The 25,872-nt window shown below is 59.7% G+C and carries 21 protein-coding genes and 2 pseudogenes; 16 read left to right on the top strand and 7 right to left on the bottom strand.

All coding sequences use genetic code 11. The features are described 5' to 3' along the window. Window positions 1-63 precede the first annotated feature (63 nt). Window positions 64-1,599: an amino acid permease gene (locus AC3WLE_RS06975; protein WP_492355887.1), complete on the bottom strand. Its 1,536-nt coding sequence runs from the start codon at window positions 1,597-1,599 to the stop codon at window positions 64-66. Between the two features lie 409 nt (window positions 1,600-2,008). On the opposite strand from AC3WLE_RS06975, the gene AC3WLE_RS06970 reads away from it, so the two are divergent. From AC3WLE_RS06970 to AC3WLE_RS06960, 3 genes are all read left to right on the top strand, one after another. Further along, entirely contained in the window at window positions 2,009-3,679 is a 1,671-nt protein-coding gene (locus AC3WLE_RS06970) for a phospholipase D family protein (protein ID WP_492318240.1), read from the top strand. 87 nt (window positions 3,680-3,766) lie between these two features. After that, window positions 3,767-4,852 (top strand): Zn-dependent alcohol dehydrogenase, encoded by a 1,086-nt coding sequence (locus tag AC3WLE_RS06965; RefSeq protein ID WP_492318241.1) that lies wholly within the window; start codon window positions 3,767-3,769, stop codon window positions 4,850-4,852. Window positions 4,853-4,923: 71 nt separating this feature from the next. Continuing rightward, window positions 4,924-5,856 (top strand): LysR family transcriptional regulator, encoded by a 933-nt coding sequence (locus tag AC3WLE_RS06960; RefSeq protein WP_492355888.1) that lies wholly within the window; start codon window positions 4,924-4,926, stop codon window positions 5,854-5,856. Window positions 5,857-5,885: 29 nt separating this feature from the next. Here the strand turns inward: AC3WLE_RS06960 and AC3WLE_RS06955 are convergent, their stop codons facing one another. The 3 genes from AC3WLE_RS06955 to AC3WLE_RS06945 form a co-directional block, all read right to left on the bottom strand. Next, window positions 5,886-6,392, bottom strand: a complete 507-nt coding sequence (locus tag AC3WLE_RS06955; RefSeq protein WP_010810742.1) for a DUF6630 family protein — start codon at window positions 6,390-6,392, stop codon at window positions 5,886-5,888. 26 nt (window positions 6,393-6,418) lie between these two features. After that, entirely contained in the window at window positions 6,419-7,108 is a 690-nt protein-coding gene (locus AC3WLE_RS06950; protein WP_492318243.1) for an ArsR/SmtB family transcription factor, read from the bottom strand. A 549-nt stretch (window positions 7,109-7,657) separates the two neighbouring features. Beyond that, the gene (locus AC3WLE_RS06945; RefSeq protein WP_492355889.1) at window positions 7,658-10,015 is read right to left on the bottom strand and encodes a hypothetical protein; all 2,358 of its coding nucleotides are present in this window, start codon (window positions 10,013-10,015) and stop codon (window positions 7,658-7,660) included. Between the two features lie 339 nt (window positions 10,016-10,354). On the opposite strand from AC3WLE_RS06945, the gene AC3WLE_RS06940 reads away from it, so the two are divergent. The 3 genes from AC3WLE_RS06940 to AC3WLE_RS06930 all read left to right on the top strand — a co-directional run bounded on the left by AC3WLE_RS06940 (window position 10,355) and on the right by AC3WLE_RS06930 (window position 13,461). Then, entirely contained in the window at window positions 10,355-12,112 is a 1,758-nt protein-coding gene (locus tag AC3WLE_RS06940) for an SNIPE associated domain-containing protein (protein ID WP_492355890.1), read from the top strand. A gap of 478 nt (window positions 12,113-12,590) precedes the next feature. Further along, window positions 12,591-12,728 carry a hypothetical protein gene (locus AC3WLE_RS06935; protein WP_198036050.1) on the top strand — a complete coding sequence of 46 codons (138 nt, stop codon included), beginning with the start codon at window positions 12,591-12,593 and terminating at the stop codon, window positions 12,726-12,728. Continuing rightward, on the top strand, window positions 12,700-13,461 hold the full coding sequence (locus AC3WLE_RS06930; protein ID WP_492355891.1) for a reverse transcriptase domain-containing protein: 762 nt from the start codon (window positions 12,700-12,702) through the stop codon (window positions 13,459-13,461). The genes AC3WLE_RS06935 and AC3WLE_RS06930 overlap by 29 nt, the downstream gene beginning before the upstream one ends. A 27-nt stretch (window positions 13,462-13,488) precedes the next feature. On the opposite strand, the gene AC3WLE_RS06925 is transcribed toward AC3WLE_RS06930, so the two are convergent. Continuing rightward, window positions 13,489-13,962 (bottom strand): hypothetical protein, encoded by a 474-nt coding sequence (locus tag AC3WLE_RS06925; protein ID WP_492355892.1) that lies wholly within the window; start codon window positions 13,960-13,962, stop codon window positions 13,489-13,491. Window positions 13,963-14,151: 189 nt separating this feature from the next. Here AC3WLE_RS06925 and AC3WLE_RS06920 point away from each other — a divergent pair, with 189 nt between their 5' ends. From AC3WLE_RS06920 to AC3WLE_RS06885, 8 genes and pseudogenes are all read left to right on the top strand, one after another. Continuing rightward, window positions 14,152-15,411 (top strand): ABC-three component system protein, encoded by a 1,260-nt coding sequence (locus tag AC3WLE_RS06920; protein WP_492355893.1) that lies wholly within the window; start codon window positions 14,152-14,154, stop codon window positions 15,409-15,411. Then, window positions 15,404-15,907, top strand: a complete 504-nt coding sequence (locus AC3WLE_RS06915) for a three component ABC system middle component (protein ID WP_492355894.1) — start codon at window positions 15,404-15,406, stop codon at window positions 15,905-15,907. Before AC3WLE_RS06920 ends, AC3WLE_RS06915 begins: the two co-directional genes overlap by 8 nt. Further along, window positions 15,904-17,850, top strand: a complete 1,947-nt coding sequence (locus AC3WLE_RS06910) for a DUF3732 domain-containing protein (protein ID WP_492355895.1) — start codon at window positions 15,904-15,906, stop codon at window positions 17,848-17,850. The genes AC3WLE_RS06915 and AC3WLE_RS06910 overlap by 4 nt, the downstream gene beginning before the upstream one ends. Window positions 17,851-17,880: 30 nt before the next feature. Next, window positions 17,881-19,587, top strand: coding sequence for an ATP-dependent nuclease (locus tag AC3WLE_RS06905; RefSeq protein ID WP_492355961.1), 1,707 nt, complete (start codon window positions 17,881-17,883; stop codon window positions 19,585-19,587). After that, window positions 19,580-20,995 (top strand): UvrD-helicase domain-containing protein, encoded by a 1,416-nt coding sequence (locus AC3WLE_RS06900; RefSeq protein WP_492355896.1) that lies wholly within the window; start codon window positions 19,580-19,582, stop codon window positions 20,993-20,995. Before AC3WLE_RS06905 ends, AC3WLE_RS06900 begins: the two co-directional genes overlap by 8 nt. Window positions 20,996-21,028: 33 nt before the next feature. Then, window positions 21,029-21,196: pseudogene (locus tag AC3WLE_RS06895) on the top strand (H-NS family nucleoid-associated regulatory protein); the annotation flags it as partial. 65 nt (window positions 21,197-21,261) lie between these two features. Next, window positions 21,262-21,879, top strand: coding sequence for a hypothetical protein (locus AC3WLE_RS06890; RefSeq protein WP_492355897.1), 618 nt, complete (start codon window positions 21,262-21,264; stop codon window positions 21,877-21,879). A gap of 33 nt (window positions 21,880-21,912) precedes the next feature. Next, the gene (locus tag AC3WLE_RS06885; protein ID WP_492355898.1) at window positions 21,913-22,326 is read left to right on the top strand and encodes a bis(5'-nucleosyl)-tetraphosphatase; all 414 of its coding nucleotides are present in this window, start codon (window positions 21,913-21,915) and stop codon (window positions 22,324-22,326) included. Window positions 22,327-22,725: 399 nt separating this feature from the next. Here AC3WLE_RS06885 and AC3WLE_RS06880 read toward each other — a convergent pair whose 3' ends face one another. Further along, window positions 22,726-23,430 carry a hypothetical protein gene (locus AC3WLE_RS06880; RefSeq protein ID WP_492355899.1) on the bottom strand — a complete coding sequence of 235 codons (705 nt, stop codon included), beginning with the start codon at window positions 23,428-23,430 and terminating at the stop codon, window positions 22,726-22,728. Between the two features lie 173 nt (window positions 23,431-23,603). Continuing rightward, the gene (locus AC3WLE_RS06875; protein WP_492355900.1) at window positions 23,604-23,738 is read right to left on the bottom strand and encodes a hypothetical protein; all 135 of its coding nucleotides are present in this window, start codon (window positions 23,736-23,738) and stop codon (window positions 23,604-23,606) included. Between the two features lie 349 nt (window positions 23,739-24,087). Here AC3WLE_RS06875 and AC3WLE_RS06870 point away from each other — a divergent pair, with 349 nt between their 5' ends. Both AC3WLE_RS06870 and AC3WLE_RS06865 read left to right on the top strand, forming a co-directional pair. Further along, window positions 24,088-25,302: a Druantia anti-phage system protein DruA gene (locus AC3WLE_RS06870; protein ID WP_492355901.1), complete on the top strand. Its 1,215-nt coding sequence runs from the start codon at window positions 24,088-24,090 to the stop codon at window positions 25,300-25,302. A gap of 44 nt (window positions 25,303-25,346) precedes the next feature. Next, window positions 25,347-25,487 (top strand): annotated as a pseudogene (locus AC3WLE_RS06865) (competence protein CoiA family protein); the annotation flags it as partial. Between the last annotated feature and the right edge of the window lie 385 nt (window positions 25,488-25,872).

Below are 25,872 nucleotides of genomic sequence, written 5' to 3'. Positions count from 1 at the left end.
TCCTTGTTGTTGTGCTTTCTTGCTTTTGTGTACTGCTGGTCGTGAAGCGCCCGGGATTGGCGCTTATTCACCGATTGCCGGCACGGCGGCGCGGGCTGGGGCGGCATCGCGTCTGGCCGGCAGGGCGGGGAATTGCATCTCGGCATAGGACACGAAGCGCGTCTTGCGCGCAATGCGGTAACCCAGCCAGATCAGGACGAAGATCGGGATGCCGATATAGGTGGCGGCCACGCTGACCCAGTCGATCTTGCCGCTGGTGAAGGCCTGGTAGTTCTGCCCCAGCGTCACGATCAGGCACAGCGCAAAGGCGAAGATCGGCCCGTAGGGGAAGAACGGCGAGCGGTAAGGCAGCCGGTCCAGGTCCAGCCCCTGTGCGACAAAGCCCTTGCGGAAGCGGTAATGGCTGACCGCAATGCCCAGCCACGCGATAAATCCGGTCATGCCGGACAGGTTCAGCAGCCACAGGTAGACCGACCTGCTTTCGAACAGCGAGGTCAGGAAGCACAGCGCGCCCACCGCGGTGGTGGCCAGCAGCGCCATCAGCGGCACGCCGTTGCGCGTCAGCTGCGCAAAGATGCGCGGCGCGCGGCCTTCGGTGGCCAGGTTGTACAGCATGCGGGTGGAGGCATACATGCCCGAATTGCCGGCCGACAGCACCGCGGTCAGGATCACCGCGTTCATCACGCCTGCCGCAAAGGCCAGGCCCGCATGGCGGAACACCAGCGTGAACGGGCTGACGCCCACGGTCTGCACGTCGTTCTTGAGCAGGTTCGGGTCGGTGTAGGGGATCAGGATGCCGATGATCAGGATCGCCAGCACATAGAACAGCAGGATGCGCCAGAAAACCTGGCGCACCGCGCGTGGGATGTTCTTGGCCGGATCGGCCGATTCGCCGGCGGCGACGCCGATCAGCTCGGTGCCCTGGAACGAGAAGCCGGCGATCATGGCCACGCCGATCAGCGCCGGCAGGCCGCCGACGAAGGGCGCGTCGCCGGTGGTCAGGTTGGCCAATCCGTGGGAGGCCGACACGTCGCCGCGCAGGATGCCGAAGATCATCAGCGTGCCGATGCCGATAAAGGCGATCACCGTCACCACCTTGACCAGCGCGCACCAGTACTCGGCCTCGCCGAAGCCGCGCACCGAGATCGCGTTGAGCAGGAACATCAGGCCCAGGAACAGCGCGCTCCACAGCACGCCCGGCGTGTCGGGGAACCAGTACTGCATCACCAGCTGGGCCGCGGCCAGTTCCACGGCGATGGTCACCGCCCAGTTGTACCAGTAGTTCCAGCCGAGCGCGAAGCCGAAGCCTTCATCGACATAGCGCGCGCCATAGGTGGCGAACGAGCCCGACACCGGCATATAGGCCGCCAGCTCGCCCAGGCTGGTCATCAGGAAATAGACCATCGCCCCGATCAGGATATAGGCGGCCAGCGCGCCGCCGGGGCCGGCCTGCGCGATGGTGGCACCCGAGGCCACGAACAGCCCCGTGCCGATCGAGCCGCCGATGGCGATCATGGTGAGATGGCGTGCCCGCAGGGTGCGGCGCAGCGTCGGCGCGGGGGCGCCGGAAGAGGGGGGCTGGGAAGGTTGGCTTGACATCAGGATCCGGTCTGGGCGCGCGCCAGGACAAAAGGCGCGAAGGCGCGCAACTATGCCGGCATCGCCGAGAGGCGGCAAGCTGTGCCGAAGCGCCAGCCGCACGGGTCGCGGGGGCCCGCCGCCAGTGCCTCCTCCCGGTTCTACCGGCCGGTATATTGGGCGGCATCATAAGAGAAATCGCTGTGCAGGGAAAGCCGCTGCGCGGGCTGTGGGCCGCCAGGTGTGCTGCATCCGCCGCGTCGCCGCGTGCCTGTGCAATGAGGTGTAGGACAAACACCCGGCGCGGAACAGGAATGGCACCGCTGCCACGGCAGCGGCGCGCGGTATATCGTGCGAGGTAGCAGGCGCTGCATGCCGGCCGGCGCGCGGGGCCAGCTCCATTCCATCCCGCCGCAGGGGGACCTTACGGATGTTCCAGACGCTCTGCCATATTCCGTTCGATACCCGGTCAAGCCGTGCCGCGGCACACGCGGGCGCCAGCCGGGGCCTGCGCCGGCTGACGGCGGCCATGCTGGGGTCGGCGCTGGTGGCCGGGCTGCTGGCAGGGTGCGCCAGCCTGCCGGCCTCGGCGCAGCGCACCCCCTCGAGCGCCCCGGCCAGTACCGCCGATACTCCGCTGGGCAAGGTGCTGGCGCCGCGCCTTGCCCAGCGCCCCGGCGAATCGCTGTTCTATCCGCTGTCGTCCGGGCCCGACGCGCTCGCTGCGCGGCTGGCGATGGCGCGTGCGGCGCAGCGCAGCCTGGACCTGCAGACCTATATCTTCGAAACCACCGGCACCGGCGCCGCCGTGCTGGGCGACATCATCGACGCGGCCGACCGCGGCGTGCGCGTGCGCATGCTGCTCGACGACTTGCATACCGGCGGCATGGACAAAATCCTGTCGGCCATCGATTCGCATCCCAATATCGAGGTGCGCCTGTTCAATCCGTTTGCCAACCGCAGCGTGCGCTGGCTGGAAATGCTGGCAGGCTTCAAGCGGCTGGACCGGCGCATGCACAACAAGTCGATGACGGTGGACAACCAGATGTCGCTGGTGGGCGGGCGCAATGTCGGCGATGCCTACTTCTCCGCGCGCACCGACATGGATTTCAGCGACCTTGATGTGCTGATTGCCGGACCGGCGGTACCGCAGGTATCGGCCGTGTTCGACGAATACTGGAACGACCAGTCCTCATACCCGGTGGTGGCGCTGATCCCCGCAGGCAAGGAAGCGCCGGTGGAGATGCGCAGCCTGCGCAAGGGCCTGGAAGCACGCGGCGACCAGGCCGTCGCCAGCCCCTACGTGAAGGAATTGCTGGAGTCCGGCCTGGCCAAGGGCATCGAGAGCGGCCGCATGCCTGCCTACAGCGGCAAGGCTGTCGTGGTCTCCGACAAGGCCGCCAAGATTACGCACCAGACCGACGACGACCCCGGGCACGCCACCGCCCGGCTCGAGAAAATGATCAACGGCGCGCAGAAGGAAGTGCTGCTGATCTCGCCGTACTTCGTGCCGGACGACGACGGCGAGGCCTGGCTGATCGCCCTGGCAAAGCGCGGCATCCGCGTGCGCATCCTGACCAACTCGTTTGCCGCCACCGATGTCAGCCCGGTGCATGCCGGCTACGCCCCGCACCGGCTGGCGCTGGTGGCCGCGGGCGTCGAGCTGTACGAGCTCAAGCCCAGCGCCTACGCCGAACTGGCAAGCAGCGGCAAGGCCGCGCGCGGTTCGCGCTCGCGCTCATGGCTGTCGTCCAGCCGCGCCAGCCTGCATGCCAAGAACTACATCGTCGACCGGCACCTGGTATTCATCGGCTCGCTCAACATGGACCCGCGCTCGGCCAAGCTCAATACCGAGATGGGCGTCGTGCTGGACAGCCCGGCCCTGGCCGAGCGCATGATCAAGTCCACCGAGCACGGGCTGCTCGACATGGCCTACCGCGTCGGCATGCAGACCGATGGCGACGGCGGCAACCGGCGCCTGACCTGGACCACGCGCGAGAAAGGGCAGCTCATGGTCTATGACAGCGAACCCGGCATGGGTCCGCTGCAGCATCTGGGCATTGGCGTGCTGCGCGTGCTCCCGATCAAGGAAGAGTTGTAAACCTGACTGCGTGCTGCACCGCGCCTTTCCTGAACCCGGGTTTGGGCGTATGGTTTTCCGCTTCGTTGCCTGCCGCAAAGGAGCTTCATGAAAGCCGCTGTCCTGCATCAACCCAAGACCCCGCTGATTATCGAAGACGTTGCCATCGGCAAGCCCGGCCCGCGCGAGGTGCTGGTGCGCACCGCCGCCGTGGGCGTGTGCCACTCGGACCTGCATTTCCTGGACGGTGCCTACCCGTACCCGATGCCGGCGATCCTGGGCCACGAGGCCGCGGGTGTGGTCGAGCAGGTCGGCGCCGAAGTGCGCACGGTCAAGCCCGGCGACCACGTGATCACCTGCCTGTCGGCATACTGCGGCCATTGCGAGCACTGCCTGACCGGCCACCTTTCGCTGTGCATTGAGCCCGATACCCGCCGCCGCGAAGGTGAAGAGCCACGCCTGATGGCCCGCCAGGGCGGGCCGCTGAACCAGTTCCTGAACCTGTCGGCCTTTGCCGAGCAGATGCTGATCCATGAGCACGCGCTGGTGGCAATACGGCGCGACATGCCGCTGGACCGCGCCGCGCTGATCGGCTGCGCGGTCACCACCGGCATGGGCGCGGTGATCCATACCGCGAAGGTGCAGCCGGGCGAGACCGTTGCCGTGATCGGCTGCGGCGGCATCGGGCTGGCCACGGTCAACAGCGCCGCCATTGCCGGTGCCGGGCGCATCATCGCCATCGACCGCGTGCCGGCCAAGCTGGAGCTGGCGCGCAAGTTCGGCGCGACCGACGTGATCGACGCCGGCAATGCAGACGTACTGGATGCCGTGCGCACCCTCACCGGCGGCGGCGTGCACCATGCCTTCGAGGCCATCGGCCTGAAGCAGACTACCGAGCAGGCCTTTGCCATGCTGCGCCGGGGCGGCACCGCCACGGTCATCGGCATGATCGCGCCGGGCGTCAAGATCGAACTGAAGGGCAGTGACTTCCTTGCCGAGAAGCGCATCCAGGGTTCGCTGATGGGATCCAACCGCTTTCCGGTGGACATGCCGCGCATGGTGGACTTCTATATGGCCGGCCGCCTGCACCTGGACGAACTGATTGCGCAGCGCCTGCCGCTGGAGCGCATCAACGATGCCTTCGACGAACTGCGCCGTGGCGAGCTGGCGCGCTCGGTGATCCTGTTCGATTAAGGGCCGCTGCCCACAGCGCCATGGTTCGCGCTGTGGGACAATCGCGGCGCACCGCAATGACGAGGCGCCGCATGAAGACAATCGAATGGAAGGACTGGGAGATTTTTTGCCGCGTGGTGGAAGGCGGCGGCTTCACCCAGGGGGCCGAGCTGGCAGAGGTACCCAAATCTTCCGCCAGCGCCGCGGTGGCGCGGCTGGAAAGCCAGCTTGGCATCCGCCTGTTCGAACGTACCACGCGCCGCGTGCGCGTGACCGAACGCGGCCAGCGCCTGTATGAGCGCGTGGCGCCGCTGTTCGCCGAACTCCATGAAATCAGTGCCGAGGCCACCTCGGACAGCGCCGAAGTCAGCGGCCTGCTGCGCATCTCCACCCCCTATGAAGTCGGCTCCCAGCATCTGTCCGAAAGCCTGACGCGCGTGCTGCGCGCCCACCCCGGCCTGCGCGTGCAGGTCGATGTCAGCTGGGACCAGCCCGACCTGATCCGCCACGGCTACGACCTGGCGTTCGTGATGACCGACACCGCGCTGCACGACACCTCGTTCGCCAGCAAGCGCGTGGTCCTGGTTGAACGCGCTTTCTATGCCGCGCCGGCACTGATCAAGGCGCGCGGGCTGCCGCGCACGCCGCAGGACCTGCAGGGGTGGCCCACGCTGGGCAACGCCGACGACCGGCACTGGGAGTTCCTGCGCGACGGCGTGGAGATTGCACGCCTGGATGTCGAGCCGCGCATCTGCACCCATAACGCCGAGCTGCGGCTCAAGGCGGCGCTCGACGGGCTGGGCGTGACGCGGCTGTCGCCGCGCTTCGTGCAGGATGCGGTCGGTCAGGGGCAGCTGGTGCGCGTGCTGCCGGGCTATGCCTCATCGCCGCTGAAGGTCTACGTGCTGATGCCGGCGCGCAAGCTGATGCCGGCCAGCGTGCGGGTGCTGCTGGACGTGCTGGAGCAGACGCTGGGGGTGCCGGAGGCGCGGCGCCCGTCCGGCAAGCGGAGGGAGAACGCTTAGCCGCCGCGGCCTCCGCTCGCGGGCATCGGTCAATAAGGCTGCTCGGCCGGCCGCACGTCAAAGTGCAGCACTTCGGCAAGATCCAGCATTTCCTCGTCGTCCTCGCTGCGCGTGATCCAGCCGCCGTAGGCGTCGCCGCCGGTATCCCAGTTCCACAGCGTATAGCCGGCCACGCGCAACTGGTTGTGCGCCAGCTCCATCAGTTCCGGCACGCTGGTGGTCTCCAGGAAGGCTTCTTCCTCGGGGTCATCGCTGCCCCAGTCGATCTCCAGGTCGATCCGTTCGCATAGCTGGTTCAGGCAGCCGATAAAGGACTGGGCATCCTTCCAGTCGACAAAGAACCCGGACTGCCAGTCGATGACCTCGCGGATCACCCACAGCAGTTCCTGGCCATCGGTGTCATCGTCCTCGGCATCGAGCAGGGCATCTTCAAACATCGACAGCTGCGCCGAGGTCTGCGCGCTGTCGCCAAGGTTGATCAGGGCGAAGAAACGCGCAATCGCGTCCTGCGTGTCGTCGTCCAGTGGTGTGGCCATCTTTTTTCTCCGTTTGCTGCGGTCTCCTAGGCCGCGATGCGCATGATCTCGCGTTGGCCGGCCGGTGTCACGCGCAACGCGCGCGAGGTGCGCGTGGGCTCGACCCAGCCGCGCGCCAGCAGGCTGCCCAACAGCGCCGCGCCCAGCGCGCCGCCCAGGTGCGGCTTGCGCTCGCTCCAGTCCGGGCAGGTGCAGGCAAACTGGCGCCGCTTGCGCCGCGCCGCCTCCACGTCGACACCCAGCCCCGCCAGCGCCTGCGCGCCGTCGCCGCTCAGGTCTACGCGCTGTCCGTCCAGCATCAGCCAGCCTGAATGCGTCATCCGCTCGAACAGGCCCACCGCCAGCTCGCCCGCCAGGTGGTCGTAGCAGGTGCGCGCCTGGCGCAGCGCCGGTGGCGCGGTGCGCGATACCGGCACGTCGCGCAGCCGCGGCGGCTGGCTGGCCAGCGACGCCGACGCCAGCGCCTCGATCGCCACGCCGATCTCCGGCGCGGCCAGGCGGTAGTAGCGGTTGCGCCCGCGCGTCTCGGCCACCAGCAGCCCGCCTTCGGTCAAGCGCGCCAGGTGGCCGCTGGTGGAGGAGGCCGACAGCCCGGCGATCAGCGCCAGCTCGCCGGCGGGCCGGGCGCTGCCGTCCATCAGCGCCCACAGCATGGCCGCGCGGCCGGGATCGGCGAGCAGGCCGGCGAGCTGGCTGATGCCGGGGGTGTAATCCATGGTTTGGCTCCGGATGAAAGGTGGCATGCGGAGTATAGGAGATGGGCGGGCCATTTGAGCTCGGGGAATAAAATCCTTGCAAGGGAATAAAGCCCTTACAGCGGGAATAAAGTGCTTCCCGAGGGAAGAAAGTCCCTCCGAAATGTATTGCCCCGGGCATGCCAGACGGTCGCAATCCCAGATGCGCGTGTCGGCCGAGAGCCCTTGCAAATCAAAGGGTTAAACAATCATGGCTGGCAAAGTAGGGCCCCCGGGGTCTGCCGAATTCCTATCCCTCCGGCATCCACTCGCTCTTCGCGGCCCGGCCGCAATAGCGTGCAGCCGACGCCGAACTCAGGGCGTGCCCTGCCCAAGCACATAGATGCCGACACGGTGCTCTTGGCCGCTTTCCACTCGGATAGCCCTGCAAGGGGCTGGGCTGAGCGCCCCATGGGGATTGCGCGCTGGGCCTGCGACGCACGCATCAAGTGTCCCAGCAGCCCGTTGAAAGGGACGCCGGAACAGTGGGGGTATGCACGGGCGAATCCGCCGGATGGCCCGCGAGATTGCTCACTCCTTGGCGACCGAATCCTTCTTCTCGCCTCCTAGAGCGGAAGTGATTGCACCCGGTAGCTTCTCCTGGTTGCTCTGTACATAATTCTGATAGAGCGCCGAGCCAGTCTCCTTCGCAAAGAACAATGCGCCGAAGCTAACAACGCCGAGAACGGTGATGCATTTCCGAAGCCGGGGAAATGGAGCAAGAGCTGCGTGTGTTTTCCCGAAGTGCCAAATCAATCCAAAGCCCACCAGGCACCCGATTACCGCCGCAGGCAAGACCGGGTGCTGCACACGGAGCAGATACATCAGCAGGCCGCCGACGGCGAGTGCCGCGAGCAGGCCGGGTAGCACCCCAACAAGCAACACGAATCGCAGTGCGGACCGAGTCATCTGCTGCCGCTCTACTGCCTTCCTTTCCTTCATCTGGAAGGCCACCAATTCTTTGTCGGTCTCCGACTTCTCTGCGGCTGCTGCTGCAAGCTGCCTTTCGAGTGCTGCGACTTTCTCATCCGCTTCCTTGGCGCGACCCTGCGCCAAATCTCGCTCTTCCGAAGTCTTCTTCTGTTGAGCCTCAAACGTGTCCCTCTGTGCACGAAGGGACTCGGCCTCCTGCGCTTGCTTACCCACAAGGGCATCCTTGTGGTGAGCTTCCGCTTCGAGCTGCTTCACTCGCTGCACGGTGCCCTCGTGAACAGCGAGGAGCTCGTCGCGAATGATTTGGACCTCTTCCTCTGACGAGTGGGCGCGCCTGAAGCGCGAACGCACAGCATTGTCCAGTAGGATGGTTTGCAGCTCTGCAGACGAAAACGTATGAACTTCCTCGAAGGTCGCCATCCTCCGCAGAATAGCGACGGTGACGTCTTCCGTGTCGGTGTCGAAGTCCCGGAACAGAAGCGGCAGCCGCAAACTGCCGAAAAGCGCCTTTTCGAAATCCGCTGACCGGGGCGTCCAGAATTGCGCATACTGGATAAAGCTACTCGGGTCAATACACACGGGAACGTAGTTCCTTCTGCCACCACGCTTGAAGGCGTCGAACCCCATCAACCTCTTGTCCAGAGTCACGAACCAGTCTGAAGCATCCAATGGCGAGGCCAGGCCGGCCGGGCGGGCCCGCTCAACACAGTGCCAGATATAGACGTCGTGCTTGATGGCTTCGTGGTTCTTCCTGCGCTCTTCCGGCTTTTTCGCTTCGTGCTCCTCCATCGTTTGCACGTCTTCGAGGAATTCCGGGTCGAGCGTGGAAACAAGAAGCGAACGGTCAATAATCTCGATATTCCGGCCCTTCAGGATTCCCGCCAAGCCCGAGATGTACGGTTCGAAGTACTCCCGGGGGCTTAAGCCAATCGTCGACTTTGCTGCCGCCTGGAAGTAGCGCCCATACACGCCGGAGAGGTTCGAGGTCATCCCCACCCGCGCCACGTTCGAAGGCATCGGGTTGGCGCCAAGATGGTTCATGGCTGCATGAAGTACGCGTGTCGCTTCGTCGATGGTTTCAGGAAAGACGAAGAGCTTAAGCTGAATTGGAGAGTTCGGATTCCGATTCAGCGCCATCAGGCTTTGAACGCTGTCGTCTTCATCGTTCTCATGCAGAGAAAGCACCGAGAACAGTGTGTTCGTGTCCAGGAAGAGCTTGATGGAACTCTTGCGAGTGCGCTTTCTGTCGAGCGCGTCGATGGTCGAGTTATCGAGGCTTACGGCGCCCACGAAAAACGTTGCCGCAACCCGCTTGAGGATGAACTGCCGCGTCTGTTGATTGTTCGGGTCAAGAAACTTGATAACCGCGTGGGTTACCTGCTCGCGAACCTCGGCAGGCACAGTTTCCATAACCGGGCCCAGTCCTTCCGTCGGGATTTCGGTCGCACCGCCCGAGATGAGGTTGAGCGTGTTGGCGCCGGACTTGGAAATCAACGGGTACAGGTAGTCGTTCTCGAATCTGGACCAGAGCGCGGTAGCTTCGACTTCAGGAGCTGCCTCCTTAATCAGGCCTTCAAAGCGTACACGCGCAGCCGTCTCTTCCGCGGACGTACTAGCCATGGCCTCGTCAATTTCGCGAATAGCCTCCTGGCGGAGCTGATAATGCTTTTTAGGACTCTCGAGCAGTTTTTTGTCCGACAGTAGCTGAGAAATTGCTTTCTCGATAGCCGCCCCGCCGAAGTCATGAGTTGTCGCGTTCTTGACTTCTTCCCGAAGCTCCTGCTTTGTTACTGCGCCTACCTTTCTTGCACGCAAAACAGCGAGAATAATCTTGAGGAGAGTCTTTTGAACCCATCCACTTTCATTCAGTTCGACATAGTGGACGAGCGATACCAGTTCTTTAGTTAGTTTTACTTGTTCGGTCATCTTCAAAAAATCTCTCTTGCGCGCTTCCATGGGTAGGCCTCCGCTTCCCCCATCACAGCACCCGAGATGTCGCCATAATATGCGGCGACGCCAGAACTCCATAATACCGCCGGGGCTTGATGCCAGACCTCATGTATTTCCAGGTTGTGTGCAAAAAGCAGACAACATAGCCGTCATATCACCCGGATGAGGTATGCGGTCTGGTGGTAGTTCGTGCATTGCCCCGTTGCTCGCGACTCGATACCCCACCACGGTGGGCTTTGCGAGCCAAGAAATTCAGCATATTGAGGACGGTTGATGTTCACACTATGGGTAAGCGCCAGCTGCGCCAACATGTGGCTCTAAGCGGCGTGCGATATTTGAGGGGCAATGATGGAACTGTTTGTCTTTTTGCTAGTGATTGCTGGCACCTTTCTGGTCTGGCGGGCCAGGAAGGTGGGTCGAGAGCTGGCGAGCGCAAAGAAGGCTCTCTATGACCTGGAGATTCGCCTCAGCGATTTGCGTGAAGCGAAGGAGCAGCTGGACGCCACGAACGCCGCATCAATTCGCGTGCTCACAGAGCGAGCCATGGCCGCCGAGCAGGACCGCGATTCTCTCGCCCAGTTCAAGCATGTTCGAGACGTTTCCCTCGAAGCCCAGCGGTTGATTGCAGAAGCCTCCGACACTGTGAGCAAGGCGCAGAAAGAGGCATCGGAAATTGTGGTAGGAGCAAAGGCCGAAGCTTCGAAACTTGCGGCGGATGCCACTGCGGATGCGAGGGCGAAGCGCACCGCATCTGAACAAATGCTTAGCCGTGCCAGCACTCAGGCTGCTAAAGTTATCGAGGATGCCCAACAGCGCGCCAAGGAGATTGCAGGCGATGCCATGCGAGCTCTGGAAGACGCTGACAAGCTCGAGGCAATCAGTTTGGCCATGCGGAACGTCATTGAGGGGTACGGCGACAGATACATGATTCCTGCCCACAGCGTGCTGGATGAACTGGCCGAAGCCTATTCGTTTGCCGAAGCCGGCAAGCAACTCAAGGTGGTGCGGGAGTATTCCAAGGTCATGGTCGCCCAAGGACGTGCCGCAACCTGCGAATATGTCGAGAACAATCGACGGGTCACCGCAATCCGCTTTGTCGTGGATGCTTTCAATGGGAAGGTGGACTCAATTCTGTCTCGGGTAAAGGTCGACAACGTTGGCACCCTGCAGCAGGAAATCAAGGATGCCGCTGCGCTCGTGAACCACAACGGCACGGCGTTCAGGAACGCACGAATCCTGAAGGAGTACATCGACGCCAGAATCGATGAGCTGGTCTGGGCGTCACGCACGATTGAGCTGCGCGAAAATGAGAAGGAAGAGCAACGACGCATTCGTGAACAGATGCGTGAGGAGGAGCGTGCGCGACGAGAGTATGAGCGTGCAATGCGAGACGCCGAGAAGGAAGAAGCCATGCTGCGTAAGGCCATGGAGAAGGCTCAACAGCAAATCGCCCGTGCTTCGGAAGAACAGAAAGCCCAGTTTGAGCAGCAACTGGCCGAGCTAGAAGATAAGCTGAAGCTCGCCGAAGAGAAGAACCAGCGTGCCTTGTCGATGGCCCAGCAAACGAAGGCCGGCCATGTGTACGTCATTTCTAACATTGGTTCTTTCGGTGAGCATGTCTACAAGGTCGGCCTGACCCGACGGCTCGACCCGCACGACCGAGTACGCGAACTTGGAGATGCGAGCGTGCCTTTCCCCTTTGACGTGCACGCGATGATTTGGTCCGACAACGCGCCGGCGCTGGAAACGCTCCTGCATCGCAAGTTCGTTGAAGCGCAGGTCAACAAGATTAACCCTCGCAAGGAGTTCTTCCGCGTCGGTATCGCGGACCTGCGCCAAACCGTAAGTGAGCTGGGACTCAATGTGTCATGGACGATGTCCGCGGCCGCGGCTGAATTCCGGGAAACGCAAGCAATTGAACGCCAATTGCAGGCCGACCCCGTCCTGCGCGATAAGTGGTTCCGACAGCAACTCGCGTATGAGGCTCGACTGGCTCTTGAGGGTGAAACTGGTGAGGACGGAAATGAGCTGCCGGCACGAGCCGACGGGAATGTGGTGGAACTCGAACGGAAGTCAGACGCCTTGGCACCCACTGAAACGTGACTGTTTGCGAATTTCTATGAGCACATAGAAACCGACGCGCTGGCTCCGAGCTGGAGGGCAGTAAATGCCCGGATACTTGCCGCCACTCGCAAGTGGCCACTAACTTCAACTCCTTCAGTGCCACGTTAGCCTCCGGGTTCGCGTCGAATGATGGGCCCCGCGACACCTGCTGTGGATTGCGCTTGCTGGTTCGGCCGAGCGGTCGACTAGCGGGGGTATGGAATTCCTCGACGGCAATCTGGATGCCGACTTCTCTCCCATCGCCTGGGACTTTCACGTTGACAATCCGGCATTCTGGGTGATACGTTAGTCACTCCCCGGCAATAGGCACTCGATGTCGCACTGTGCTTATTGTTCTCTCTGTCACATAGTGACCTCGAAGTGGAATATCGGTATCTATAAGTTGCATATCGATATGTTTGGTTGACGCCATGCGCCTTGCGCTAGGAAAGCCGGGGACTGAGAGAAGGAGATGTTTATGAATAATCGTAAATATCGCCTGGTTCATCAGGGCCTCAAGCTGGCGACGGAAGTCGTCCGCCTGATTGTGCTTCTGGTGAGCATGGCCTCTAACTACCGATGCACCTATGCCTGCCAGATGGTCTACGCGCTTTGAAATCAAGCCGGGCAGGTGGGTATTTGTCCCGACAAACGAAGTCGTCAACGAAGGCCGCGAGCTTAAAGCTGCCATCGAGCAAATCTGGACTGCGCCGGAGTACTACTTTCATCTGCGTCCTGGCGGGCATGTCGCGGCGCTGAAGGAGCACATTGCCAGCGACGTGTTCCTGCACCTCGACATCGAGGACTTCTTCGGCAGCATTTCGGCAAACCGCATATCGCGGGCGTTAAAGGGTAGAGTCGGTTACCTGACTGCTCGAGAATGGGCAACGAAGTCCGTAGTTCGCCACCCATCGGACCCGAAGAAAACCATTCTCCCGTTTGGCTTTGTTCAGTCGCAAATCTTGGCTTCGCTGGTCCTTCACGACACTGCGCTTGGCCGCCGGATTCACGCCCTTTCGAAACGCCCCGAGTTTGTTGTAACCGTTTACGTTGACGACATCCTGATTTCTTGTCCGGATGTGAAGGCCGCAACAGTCGTCGCAGAGGACCTGAAAGCTGTCGCGGGACGCTCGAACTTCGTGCTTAACGCAAAGAAGACGGAAGGCCCTGCCAGTACGGTTACCGCGTTCAACGTGGTTCTTGCAAAGCATTCTTTGACGATTTCCGAGGTGCGCATGAACGCGTTCATGGCCGTACTCGAGACCACGACATCTCTGCGGCAACGAGACGGCATCCTTCGATACATCGCGCAGGTCAACGCCATTCAAGCGGAGGAAGCGTCGAGCTGATTCGCTGGGCGATATTTGTGCACTCGTTCAGCACCACGCGACACACGTAACCGTTCCGGCCCGTTCTCCAATGCCAAGGCGTAGGAATAATGTGTGGGTGTAACCCAGCTCATCTGGCCTTTTGTACGCGCGCAACTTCCGGACGTCGCCTTCATCAGGCACGTCGCTATCCCCTTTCTTCAGCTCGACTGCCAAGTAGTTTTTTGTGGTTCCGGCCCGATGCATGATGATGTCGGGAACCACCACCTGGATTCCCTCTATGGTCTTCACCGCCACCCCGTTCCGGTTGTACTCAACATGAACCTGCCAAGGGCGTCCATCTGGCGCTACAGGGGCACGGCGACCAAGATGCTCGGCAAGCAACGCCGCAACGTGCCGCTCCGACGCGTCGACCGTAAGCGAGTGGATGTCGTTGGCGAAAAGGTCTTCGATGCTTGCGATGAGCGCAGCCGCGAGCGGCTCGTCGCCGCAAGAAGCAATCGCTTCTCTCCATTCAGTCATTTCAAGCGCCAATGGTATCTAATGGTCTGTGGAGGGACACACGCACAGCGTGTGTAAAGTCCGAGTGATAGTATCGGCTACCCGCCAAAGGGAGCGACATAAATCGGTAGATATAGACGGTAGACTCTATTGCTGAGCACTTTCACCGCGAGTGGCGGGTATATACCCCACCAAAGTGCGGTAATGGAGATGGAACCGGACTCCGAGAATGCAAACATGTCAGAGACAAAAGGTGCAGAACAATTCAGTGCTAGGGACTCCGCGCTGGGGTATCTCTATCAAGTCCGACTGGCGCTCCTGTGGGCCCTTAGAAGGCTACGATTGACGGATGAATTCAATGTCGGTCTTGAGACGCTGGATGACGTGGTTTTCGAGTCAGACGGACGCCCGACGGACCTTCTACAAGCAAAGCATAGAGTAAAGCGCGTCGCTACGCTAACAGATGCTAGTCCTGACATCTGGAAAACATTTCGCGTATGGCTGACCGCGTTAGGCGCTGAGCAAATTGACGCAACGACTCGGCTCGTCCTGGTTTCCACCGGTATTTGCGACAAAGGAACCGCAGCCTACTTGCTTGGCGAAGGCCCACATCGCAACGAGAACGAAGCTCTCGTGCTACTGGATGCCACTGCACGGTCATCTTCATCGCAAGAGAACGAGAAAGGCTACGCGCTATTTCTTGCATTGCCGGAGCGGGAGAAGCTCGCCTTCCTAGCCTGTGTGGTTATTATGGACGGTGCACCCCATGTGACGGACGTCGAGCAAGAGCTTCATGCAGAGCTCCGCTTTGCGGTCCCAAGGAAGCGCATTACTAGCGCGCTAGAAGCGCTAGAGGGGTGGTGGTTCGCCCAGATGGTGAGGCAGCTGTCGTCGCCCGGGGGGGTATCAACATTGGCATCGCAAGCAATTGAACTCAGGCTGGACGACATACGAGAGCAGTGCCGCGCGGATGTGCTCCTAGTAGACAACGAAATACTCCAGAAAAAACTTTGCCAAGCTGCTCTCGCGGCATATGCCGGCCACGTATTCGCAAAGCAAGTGATGCTTGTAACGAAGAATCAGACACGACTAAATCGAGCCATCACTGACTACACTCGCGCATACGCTCAAAGGTCAAAATGGCTCCGGGGCGACATGCTGCTTGCTGTCGACGACGAACGCTTTCGGGGAGAGCTGTTCGATGAGTGGGAGATACGATTCGCCCGTGCCCAGGAAGCCTTAGAAACCGACCCGAGTGTGGACAACAGCGTAGCTGCTGGCGCCGAAATCTTGGCTTGGGTGGAAAGCGTTGCCGAATGCAGCCTCAATACAGGTGTGAAAGCGCCTTGGATGGCGCGGGGCACCCTTCATGAGATGTCGGACCAACGACGCGTGGGCTGGCATCCCAATTACGAGGCGTTGTTAGAGGATGGCACCCCTGATAATGGCGAGGAGAGCCGAGATGAGTGACACGAAAGCATCGGTCGAATATCGGGCGCTATTCAATCCGGCTTTTTGTGCTGTCCTTCTGCGTGAGGCGTGTTTCGGTGCAGAACGAGAGTCCAAGTCGCGGGATGTTGAGCCATTGAGCTTCGCTGCGTCCTTCTTGGTTCTTCCAGCGGTCTTACATGAACCGATTCGTCGCGAGCTGCCAAAATCTATCGCAACATCCTTCGCAACGTGGCTAGCAGAGAATCCCCTCATACGTTCGCAGTTCGCTGCCGTAGCGACGGTCACGAAAGACATCACGAAAAATGGCCTGCTGTTTGGGGCGACGCATGGCGCACTAAGGCTCGACGCAGGCAGCGTACGTACGGCAGGTTCAATGAAGATTCAAACGCCTGAGTTCGACGAGGCCAATTCCGACATTGGGCAGTGCCTTCGAGCCGCCCGTTTTATGGGGCGATGGCTCACCCTGGCTGGAAACACGACAACAATCTTGGCGCTTATCGGGATGCGGGCATGATGCAGGTTATTGCAATTTCCGTTTACAGCTGTGACGGCCGGCGTCGTGCTGTACCATTTCAGCGTGGTTTGAACGTAGTATCTGGCGACTCCAAGACCGGCAAGTCAACTCTAATTGAGATTCTGGACTATTGCTTTGGCGCGGACGAATGCGCGGTGCCGGATGGGGTAGTTCGCTCGAAGGTCGCGTGGTATGGGGTTCTTCTCCACTTGGGCGACGCGGGGCGAGCTTTCATTGCTAGGCGGGCACCGATGCCGCCAGCCAAGTCCACGGAAGACATCTTCTTGCAGATAGGCGCAGAGGAACTACGACTTCCTTTGGCGAAGCAGTTGCGCAAGACAACAAACCTTGAGGGTCTCATAGCTCAACTCACATCTTGGGTTGGCATCCGGGAGACGCTCCACGTTCCGCCGCCAGGGCAAACGCGGCGTGCACTCTCCACCAATATTCGACATGCGCTAGCGTTCTGCCTCCAGACGCAGAATGAGATAGACCAGAAGGGGTACCTCTTTCACGGGGCTGCAGATAACTATGTCTCGCAAGCGCTCAAGGACTCTTTGCCATATCTTCTCGGGGCCGTTGACGAAGACCAGATGGCCAAGAGGTTCGAACTCAAACAGTATCGCGACAAGCTTCGGGCCATCGACCGAACTCTGAAGGAGCTGGAAGATATTCGTGGAAAAGGCAACAAGCGTGCGACTGCACTGTTGACCGAGGCGCGTTTGGTCGGTCTCACAGAGATGACACAAGCAGAGTCCTGGCAAGCTGCTGTTGCCGAGCTCAAACGCGTCGCCGAGTCCCCAATCGGACGAAATCCTCCCTCACAAGCTGATGAGGACGAGTTTGCGCGACTATCATCGGAACGCGCTCGCTTGCAGGACGAGATTCGCAGTAAGCGGCATGCGATAGATACGGCGCGTTCTTTTGAGAATCACGGACTGGAGTTCGAGCAAGAGGTGCAAGAACAGACTCGCCGCCTGGGTCTGGTCGACTTGTTCTCTTCGGAGCGCTCTGCGCATGCGTGTCCACTATGCAACCAAGCTCTTCAGGAACAAGAGATTGATTCGGTCGCCCACCTGCAGTTGTTCCATAGCGAACTTCTCGACCATTCGACAGCAGTACGAACTGCCACTCCGCGCATTCAGGCTGCAATAGAGGCGTATGAGAGCGAAGTGACTACGCTCCGAGAAAAACTGGAAATGGTGCGGTTGCAATTGAATGCAATCCGAGAGACGGACAGGCGCCTGCAGCGGTTTCATGACGATGCAGCGCGACACGCGTTGGTCATTGGGCGGATTTCGCTCTATTTGGAGAGCTTGCCTGAGGAGACGGACACCAGCGGGCTAAACCTCGAGAGAGAGCGTCTCGCAGGAATCTGCAAAGAGCTCGAGGGAGCCTTGAGCCACCAGTTGATGGCAGAGCGGCTCGAGTCGATTCTTGGGCGAATCAATCCCGCGCTGTCTGCACATGCTGAAACTTTGAGTCTTGAGTTTTCCGACTCACCGGTGCGATTCGATGTGCGGAATCTGACTGTCGTGGCGGACACGTTGGACGGGCCGGTTCCGCTGAAACGCATGGGAAGTGGAGAGAATTGGGTGGGCTATCATCTTGTTATCCACCTTGCGCTACATGAGTGGTTCGCGCAGAAGAATCGACCGGTCCCGAATTTCTTGATGATTGACCAGCCCTCTCAAGCGCACTTTCCTGCCGACTCGGGAAATGGAACAAAAAAGAAGGACATCGATAGGGCCACGGTTAGACGCATGTATGAACTGATGGCGCAGTCGAGTAGTGCTGCGGGACGCCAGTATCAGGTGATTGTCACCGACCACGCGGACTTTGACGACCCGGAGTTCCAGAAGCATGTCCGCCATCGCTGGCGGGATGGCGAGAAGCTCATCCCCGAGGATTGGCCAAGATGCTACGGAGAAGAGCGAGCCTAGTATGCGTCAGACCTTTAGGAGACCTTGAAGGTGCGTATCAAAGCAATATGGATAAAGAACTTCAGAGGAATCAAAGCTCTGACTTGGTACCCCAGCCCAGGGTTGAACTGTCTCATTGGTCCCGGTGACGGAGGAAAGACGAGCGTTCTCGATGCCATTGAACTGCTTCTCTCGGAGCGACACAACATCACGTTCGACGACACTGATTTCTTTGGGGGCTTGACAAAGGACCCCATATTTGTTGCTGCGACGTTCACGGACCTTCCCGTAGAGCTTAAGCGTGATGACAAGTATGGCCTTGCGCTCTCCGGATGGGGAGCAAATGGCTTTGCGCCGGAGCCCTCGGAGGCACAAGGGGTCCAAGCAGCATTGACGCTGAGACTCGACGTGGATTCAACTCTTGAGCCTCGGTGGTCGGTGCACGTAGAGCGCGCCGGCATCGTTGATGCCAGCACAGCTTTATCATTTCAAGACAGAAAGTATTTCGCTCCCGCGAGACTTGGAACCTATGCTGACCGGCACCTTTCTTGGGGGCGAGGGTCATCTCTGCAGAAGGTGAGCGCACATCCGGAACAACTGCCGGCCACCCTGAATGAGCTCATGAGGAGCACCCGGGCAACCTTTGCCAAGGACTCAGCTGCGGTCTTCGATGATGTCATAAAGGCGATTCAGCCAGACATGGAAGGATTGGGTGTTCGCTTGCGGACTGGCCTGGTCGCAAATTTGGACCGTGCAAGCTTGTCGCTTAATGCAAGCGGAGTGTCACTCCATGACGGTGATGTTCCATTGCGCTGCGCAGGTACGGGAACGACACGTCTGGCCGTTGCGGCACTTCAAAGCGCACAAGCCGCAGAGCGTCGGTTTCTTCTCGTAGATGAACTTGAGTTCGGCTTGGAACCTCACCGAGTCTCCCTGCTTATCAACCACCTGAGGGCGAGGACTGCGACGACCGGGCAGGCGTTCGTCACCACCCACTCTCCGGTGGTGTTGCGCGAAGCCAAGTTCGATGAGGTCCACGTATGTCGCAGGGACAAGAGCGGGGTGCTGAACATCCTGGCAGCCAACGAAGCCGTTACCTCGCCGCTCGATTCTAAGCGCTATGTTAGAGACAAAGGCGAAGCTCTTCTGGCGACATCTGTTCTGGTTTGTGAAGGCCAGACCGAGGTTGCGTTACTGAAGGGATTCTCATCCACACGCAGTGTGGACTTCCAAAGCCGCGGAGTGGTCTTCGTGGACGGAGGTGGTGACCCATCTTGCTTCGGCGTAGCCATGCACTTCGCGCGGATGGGTTATCGCACCGCCCTTCTAACCGACAGTGACAAAGCCATGGACCCGAAGATACCGGATGCTCTAAAAGGTGCCGGTGTATCTCACTTCCGCTGGGGGCAGCAAAATTGCACTGAGGTAGAGCTGTTCAGTGGGCTTCCTGTCCTGTTCAGGCAGCAGCTACTCGAGCTGGTGGCGGAACAGATGGAATTGCAACGTCTTCTTGGCGAGTTCTCCGCGGCGGTAAGCCACCCCGTGCATTCACTAGAGCATGCGAAGGCGTTTCTCGCAGATGACGCATACTGCGTACCAGTTGGCACCAAGGCGAGCCACGGGAAATGGATTAAGCGGGACTACGATTTGTGTCGTGCGATTGGCGAGCGCGTCCTCGCAGCTGCTTCACCTGCCGATGATGGAACACTTGCCAAACATATCAACTCTTTGAGCAAGTGGATGACTCAAGATGCTTGAAGAGTCCATGATACAGTTGCTCCAGCAGCGCACCGGTGCCATTGAGGCGCCAGCGGGAACGGGAAAGACTGAGCAGATTGCGCTGGCTGTGAGCAGCATGCCGGGACGCTGGCTGGTACTCACCCATACGGTCGCCGGAGTTGAAGCAATCCGCCGCCGGCTGAAGAAGTACGGAGTCGCAGAGCACCGTGTGCAGGTCGAAACTATTTCAGCGTGGGCGTACCGCTGGGCTCGCGCATTCCCTCTCAGTTCCAAACTTTCGTTGGCCTGGTCGCCAAAGAGTTCGAACTGGGAGAGCGTGCATACGGCTGCGTCATGTCTCATCGAAAGTGGTGCGGTCGACAGCGCATTCGCTGCATCCTACGACGGTGCATTCGTCGATGAGTACCAAGATTGCACGGCCTCCCAGCACATGCTGATAGCTGCTCTGTCCAAGTTGATGCGCTGCTACATATTGGGCGACCCACTTCAGGCGATATTCCGCTTTGGCAAGTCGGACAAGATGGTCGATTGGCATGCCACAAGCCTGCAGACGTTTGCTCTTGTAGGAAAGTTCGGTACGCCTCATAGATGGCACCGGGCCGGTAACAATGAGCTCGGGGACTGGCTTTTGGCGACGAGAGACCGAGTCGCGGCAGGCAGTATCGACTTGTCCGATGCACCAGCTTGTCTCAAGTGGACGCCTTGTGATGGCAAGATGTTACCTTTGGAGCTGGGGAGGCTTTGTACGGTAGCTCAGCAGAAACCTAGCGAGACGCTTGCAATCCTCGACTCGAGCGTAAGCGCAATTCGCCGAGCGGAACTTGCCAAGTCTATCGGCGGAACGACCGTGGAACCCGTATCCGGCAAGTGCGAACGCGAATTTTATGCCGCATTGGCGGCGTCAAACGGTTCGGACCGCGTTGCGGTCGTGCTTAACCTTGCATCGACGGCCTTTGCCGGCGTTAAAGCGTCCGAGAAGAAAAGGCGGGTAGAAAGTCTTATCGAGCGCCCCGGGAAACAAAAGGTACCCCCTACCCCAGCCGAGCTAGCGCTTTGCGCTGTCGCACAAAGCCCAAGGTATTCGGATGTCGTGGAGGCTCTCGAAAGCCTTGAGAGGGAGCCCGGAGTGAGCGTGATTCGTCCCGAATTGCTGTTCTCTATACGCGCAACTCTTCGCATGGTGGTCGAGGAGCCTGGGTTGGATATGGAAGATGCAGCTTGGCAAATTGGCACATTGAAGCGGCAGCGCGGCAGAGTTGTGAGAAACCGGTCAGTGGGAAGCACGTTGCTTCTCAAAGGACTGGAGTTCGACCATGTGGTGATTACGCCAGAGGGATGTAGGACTAGGTTCGATTGGTATGTCGCGCTCACACGTGCGACTCGGTCCGTCAAAGTCCTCTCGCCCTACCCGCGTTTCTCGGTTTGAGATGGTATATGGCACGTATGCACTGGCATTGGGAGACGTCGCCGCGGACGGCCTGCTGGTAGCGGAACGCCCAAGGTGGCCAAGGAGCCACTACCTACGAAGTATCGCGACCCCAAGACTGGCAAGACCTGGTCAGGCCGTCGCTGTACACCGGCGTGGTTTGGGAAAAATCCGAATCGGTTCCTCATTGCTGAAGAGTAAGCCGTCAATTGCTCGGGAAGCCATGTCTAAAGCGACCCCCCACGTCAGGCTAGGGTAAAAGTCTTATGGTCTCACCTAAACGAGTAGATGCATGGCGCCAGATTGCGAAGACCGACTTTGAGAGTGCGTTTCATCTATTGCTCGGCCGGCTGGTCCATGCCATTGCCAGGCTGGACTTCAATGTAGGCTTGCAGCTTCGCTATTGGGCGCACGAAGACGACTCAAGGATTCGTGCGCTGTTAAAGCCGCGAACGCCAAAGTTGGAAGAGCGGCTGAGAGTCCTGGAGCAATTGGTGGCAGCAGCATGGTCGGATGCCCATGATGAGGGGCAAAAGCAACTAGGCGGCTGGTTTGAGCGCGCCCACAAGGCTAGAGGATTCCGGAACGAGTACGCTCACGGCCGGTGGGGCGTGCCAGGAAAACACTTGCATGCGGAGTCTGGCCGGCTCTGCGACGCAACGCCGCTGCTTGTCTTCGTGCCCCTCGACTGGGACATGTCGTCCAATCGCAAAGACAATTCAATTGAGTTGACCCTCGACGAGTTCGCTGCTCAGGTTGAAGAGGCGGAGCAGCTATCAGTCCAGTTCTTGAATATAGAGCGGAAGTATGGGGAGCATCTTTATCCAGGCCGTCGGCTGAACGGAGCCCAAGGTAAATCCGTTCGCCGAACGAACGCTGGCTGACCATCTTCGCAAGCTCACTAGAAGATGCCCATAGTGACGCGCTCCGCAGGCCTGATTGTGGTGCGGCAATTCGACGGCCGGTGGCGCTGTCTCGTGCTGCGCGCGTATCGAAACTGGGACTTCCCGAAAGGGCAGCCCGAGCCTGGCGAAGAACTGTTGCAGACGGCACTGCGCGAGACCACGGAGGAAACGGGGTTGTCTGGCCTGGAATTGCCTTGGGGCGAGGACTATCGCGAGACCGAGCCTTACTCGAAGGGAAAGGTCGTGCGCCTATATCTTGCGCTGTCGAGCCAGGGTGATGTGAGCCTCCCGGTCAGTGCCGAGCTTGGTCGGCCGGAACATCATGAGTTTCGGTGGGTGCCCCTAGATAGGGCGCGGGAACTTCTGCCGCAGCGGTTTGGGCCGATGCTGAGTTGGGCGCAGACCGTCGTTATGGAGGCTGGGTAGCTGGCCTCGCCTGGCGCCCAAACGAGTGCCTCGGTCCCTGCTGCGTATGGTCTCCAAGTGGATGGTCAACCTTGCCTGTGGATGGCGGCGGCAGCCACAAAGCGCTGCGTCCCCTTCATCAGGTAGCCCTTATGAGGCGGGACATTCTCTACCTAGTGGTGTTCGGCAGTAGTATCTCGCGCGGGCCGGCCGGCTACAGTGCACACGTTACATCCGTTAGATTTCGGAAATCCATCAAGCTTGCTACGAGTCCAGGCACCGCAACTACAGGCAATACTCTGCCTGTAAAGCGGGAGTTTGGATGATAGTGGGCAGAATGTTGCCTGTAATAGCGGAGCCTCTTAGCGGAGTGGCCGGTATCTGCCCAGGCGAGCCAATCAAGTTGTTACCTTCCAGTTGCTACGGCCTGCCTTTTCCACTGCGTTCTGCAAATGCCGCGGCGGCCTTTGCGACCTGCTCGACCTTCCCGCGCGACAGCGCCTTGAGCGGGGTAACGTTGCCCAGCGACGCCTTGGATGTCGTGAAGAACTGCCATTTGCTCCATCCAGACAGACTGCCCAGCAGTTGCGTCACCTTCGCCAGCGTCTTGCGGTCTACATCGCCCGCCAGATAAAAGGCCGGATAGTACTGGGATGCTCCGACGTCGACCGTGAAGATTCGCCCCGAGGCGACAGCCTTGTTGAGGGCCTGTCGCGTCACATCCAGGCCTTCCCAGACCTTCGCGGCGGGCAGTAGCTTGCCAGAGTCGACCAGAGCCTGGCGCGCTGGCAAGACGCGGCGCTCGAAATTGAAAGGGTCGCTGCTTTCAGCCGCGTGCGATGCGGCTGTCTTTCCGCGCCCAGCCCTATTCGTGTCGCGGACAGCGGGCGCCTCGCGTCCGAACGTTACCAGCGCGGCAAGGTCCATGACCTGCGAAATGCCCAGCTTGAACAGGCGCCCAAGTTGCTCGTCCGGCAGCGCGAGCAGCGCCTTGGCCCTTTCCGGCCCAAGCATGGTCGCAGCGCCAACGGCACTACGCAGCGCATCTTCGGTTTCAGTATCGAGGGGCACCATAAAGGCCTCGACAATAGCAGGCTTGTTCATCAGCGCTTCGTTGGCCAGCATGCAATCGGTATAGGTCGAGCCTGCAACCAAGTCAACTGTGTCAACCCAATTCAGGCGTTGATTTGTCCAGTTGCGGTATCGCAGGCGCTCTGCGTCCCCAAGGGCGACGTCCCTTCATCCATCGGTTTTGGGGCAATGCCAGAAATGAGAGTTCGGCATGGCGCCGCCGCGGCTCAGTACGTTTTGAACGACGAAAAAGTCCACTCCGCCGCTGATTTGCGTTTGCCGAACCACAGCCTCGCCTGCCGCAATGCGGCAACCCGGATGCGCCTTACGAGCTTGGGGTCGAGCTGGTCGTCGTGCTGCATCGATGGTGATTCCGTGCCGAAGGTTGCAAGTGCTGTTGATAGGATGCGCTACGGTCTAGCTGTTCGGGCAAAGCAAATGCTTACCTGCGAGGCTGACCTCTCCAGTCTGAAACTCGCTCAGTTCGCACCGATGAGGGCGGAGCACAGCCAGGCTTTGCATCGGACGCCCCCAAATCGCCTGCGGGCAGAGGGGATGTGATTGAAATGCCTTGTCGCGCTATCACGAGCCCCACGTAAGGGGGGTGACCGACAAATTGACGCTCGTCAACCGTTGGTTGCGAAGCTGGTGCAATATAATTTTGCTCTTCCTGAGGCCACTACGCTGTCGCCCGCTTCGTCAAAATCAGACATGTCATCAAATCAAACCGGCAAGCTTATCCAGCTGAGTAGTCGAGAGGCACTCCTGAAGCGCAGGCTGCGCCGGCATCTTGCGAATCTTGGCTACAGTCGAGCTCAGAATGGCGAATTGAAGGCGCCTGGAGCTACCAAAGAGATTATTCGCCAACTGCACTCCCCACAAAGACGGGAGATTCTAAGAACTCAGGCGAGCTTTATCACAAAGAAGCTTCCGTCGCTGCAGCAGTATTTTGCATCCGGTCCCGACGTAAGCGCGGCCGACATTCGCCCACGAATCGAGAGAGTATGTAGTAATACGTGGCAAGCAGACCTCTTTCGGCTGGCTTCGCTGACATGGTCTGTACCAGTTTCTAGCGGCTTTGGCCGGCGGTTAAGGTATCTCGTGTGGGACGACAACAACGGAAAGTTGATTGGCATCTTTGCAATCGGAGACCCGGTATTCAACCTTTCGGTAAGAGACAACCACATCGGATGGGCGGGAGCCGATAGGGCTGACCGATTGGTCAACGTCATGGATGCATATGTGCTGGGCGCCGTCCCGCCCTATAACCTGCTGCTGGGTGGGAAACTTGTCTCATGCCTCATCCGCAGTAGAGAGGTATATGATGAGTTCGCGGCCGCTTACGGCGATTCCCAAGGAATCATCTCGAATAAATTCAAAGGCGCAAGACTTCTTGCTGTAACAACTTCCTCATCAATGGGGCGGTCATCGGTCTATAACCGTCTCAAGCTGTCAGGCGTCCACTATTTCAAAAGTCTCGGGTATAGCGGAGGATGGGGGCATTTTCACGTCCCGGAAGCATTATTCGCAGACCTGCGCGAATATTTGAGGGAGATTGGCCATCCTTATGCCGATACGCATGAGTATGGAGATGGTCCGAACTGGCGAATTCGGACCATCAGAGCTGCAATGTCAGGATTAGGGTTTAAAGGTGACGTCCTGAAGCATGGCATTAAGAGGGAAGTATTCATTTCGTTATTTGCCGAAAACTCATTAAAAATACTTAAAAATGGTGGTGGCAGGCCGAATTTGAAGTCGTTGCTTTCTGTTTCGGAAATCGGCGACCTGGCTGTGGACCGTTGGATGGTCGGACGTGCTGAAAGCAGGCGAGAATATCTCGATTGGTCTCATGAAATGCTGCCGCAATTGATTAGAGCGTCGTACGCGCGACGTAAGTCGCTTACTGACGAGCTAGCCGCAGCTTGACACTCGGCGGTGCATTTGTCGCCTAACACTTGCAGGAGGGAATTGTGCGAGAAGCCCTGAATCGGGCGGGGCAATTCGTGGATGCGGGCGCAGCGACTAGCGGCCGGCGACTCTACACCTGTCCAGAGTGTCACGCACCCGTAACCCTTCGGGCGGGAGGCTCAAAGCGCGCCTACTTTGCGCACATGCCTGGCCGCAGCGGTAAGGACTGCATTCTTTACGTGGAAGGCGGTGCGTACGGACCCGGGCTGACTGGTCTGGACGATGACGTTGGCGATGGCCCAGGTGCGATGTGTCTCGGATTGCGTCTATCCGAATCGCCGACGCCCAGAGGGTGGGGCTTGGAGCTCACGGTTCCCACTGGCGGCCATGTCGGTCTTGAATTAACAGTGGACGTAGGGGGAAGAACTGAGGTTGTCCGCTCCACGAGCGTCACTGAGAAGCAAAAAAATATCATCGTGGAGCCGGTGACAGGGAATTATGAGATTCTCTCGGTCTCCTCAGCCACGTCCTCATACGCAGACAACCTGGAACGCACCTGCGAAGGACTTGAGGCAGGATATGCCACTG

It is taken from the genome of Cupriavidus sp. FW306-1B-F12B (assembly GCF_058781795.1).
This window is presented reverse-complemented; position numbering and strand designations above follow the sequence as displayed.

Excerpts from the sequence above, each read along its gene's own strand:
- AC3WLE_RS06900 (WP_492355896.1), top strand. The coding sequence starts at position 19,580 with ATGCTTGAAGAGTCCATGATACAGTTGCTCCAGCAGCGCACCGGTGCC.
- AC3WLE_RS06965 (WP_492318241.1), top strand. The coding sequence starts at position 3,767 with ATGAAAGCCGCTGTCCTGCATCAACCCAAGACCCCGCTGATTATCGAA.
- AC3WLE_RS06915 (WP_492355894.1), top strand. The coding sequence starts at position 15,404 with ATGAGTGACACGAAAGCATCGGTCGAATATCGGGCGCTATTCAATCCG.
- AC3WLE_RS06975 (WP_492355887.1), bottom strand. The coding sequence starts at position 1,599 with ATGTCAAGCCAACCTTCCCAGCCCCCCTCTTCCGGCGCCCCCGCGCCG.
- AC3WLE_RS06945 (WP_492355889.1), bottom strand. The coding sequence starts at position 10,015 with ATGGAAGCGCGCAAGAGAGATTTTTTGAAGATGACCGAACAAGTAAAA.
- AC3WLE_RS06930 (WP_492355891.1), top strand. The coding sequence starts at position 12,700 with ATGCCTGCCAGATGGTCTACGCGCTTTGAAATCAAGCCGGGCAGGTGG.
- AC3WLE_RS06890 (WP_492355897.1), top strand. The coding sequence starts at position 21,262 with ATGGTCTCACCTAAACGAGTAGATGCATGGCGCCAGATTGCGAAGACC.
- AC3WLE_RS06960 (WP_492355888.1), top strand. The coding sequence starts at position 4,924 with ATGAAGACAATCGAATGGAAGGACTGGGAGATTTTTTGCCGCGTGGTG.
- AC3WLE_RS06875 (WP_492355900.1), bottom strand. The coding sequence starts at position 23,738 with ATGCAGCACGACGACCAGCTCGACCCCAAGCTCGTAAGGCGCATCCGG.
- AC3WLE_RS06970 (WP_492318240.1), top strand. The coding sequence starts at position 2,009 with ATGTTCCAGACGCTCTGCCATATTCCGTTCGATACCCGGTCAAGCCGT.
- AC3WLE_RS06935 (WP_198036050.1), top strand. The coding sequence starts at position 12,591 with ATGAATAATCGTAAATATCGCCTGGTTCATCAGGGCCTCAAGCTGGCG.
- AC3WLE_RS06920 (WP_492355893.1), top strand. The coding sequence starts at position 14,152 with ATGGAACCGGACTCCGAGAATGCAAACATGTCAGAGACAAAAGGTGCA.
- AC3WLE_RS06940 (WP_492355890.1), top strand. The coding sequence starts at position 10,355 with ATGATGGAACTGTTTGTCTTTTTGCTAGTGATTGCTGGCACCTTTCTG.
- AC3WLE_RS06910 (WP_492355895.1), top strand. The coding sequence starts at position 15,904 with ATGATGCAGGTTATTGCAATTTCCGTTTACAGCTGTGACGGCCGGCGT.
- AC3WLE_RS06880 (WP_492355899.1), bottom strand. The coding sequence starts at position 23,430 with ATGCTGGCCAACGAAGCGCTGATGAACAAGCCTGCTATTGTCGAGGCC.
- AC3WLE_RS06925 (WP_492355892.1), bottom strand. The coding sequence starts at position 13,962 with ATGACTGAATGGAGAGAAGCGATTGCTTCTTGCGGCGACGAGCCGCTC.
- AC3WLE_RS06955 (WP_010810742.1), bottom strand. The coding sequence starts at position 6,392 with ATGGCCACACCACTGGACGACGACACGCAGGACGCGATTGCGCGTTTC.
- AC3WLE_RS06950 (WP_492318243.1), bottom strand. The coding sequence starts at position 7,108 with ATGGATTACACCCCCGGCATCAGCCAGCTCGCCGGCCTGCTCGCCGAT.
- AC3WLE_RS06870 (WP_492355901.1), top strand. The coding sequence starts at position 24,088 with ATGTCATCAAATCAAACCGGCAAGCTTATCCAGCTGAGTAGTCGAGAG.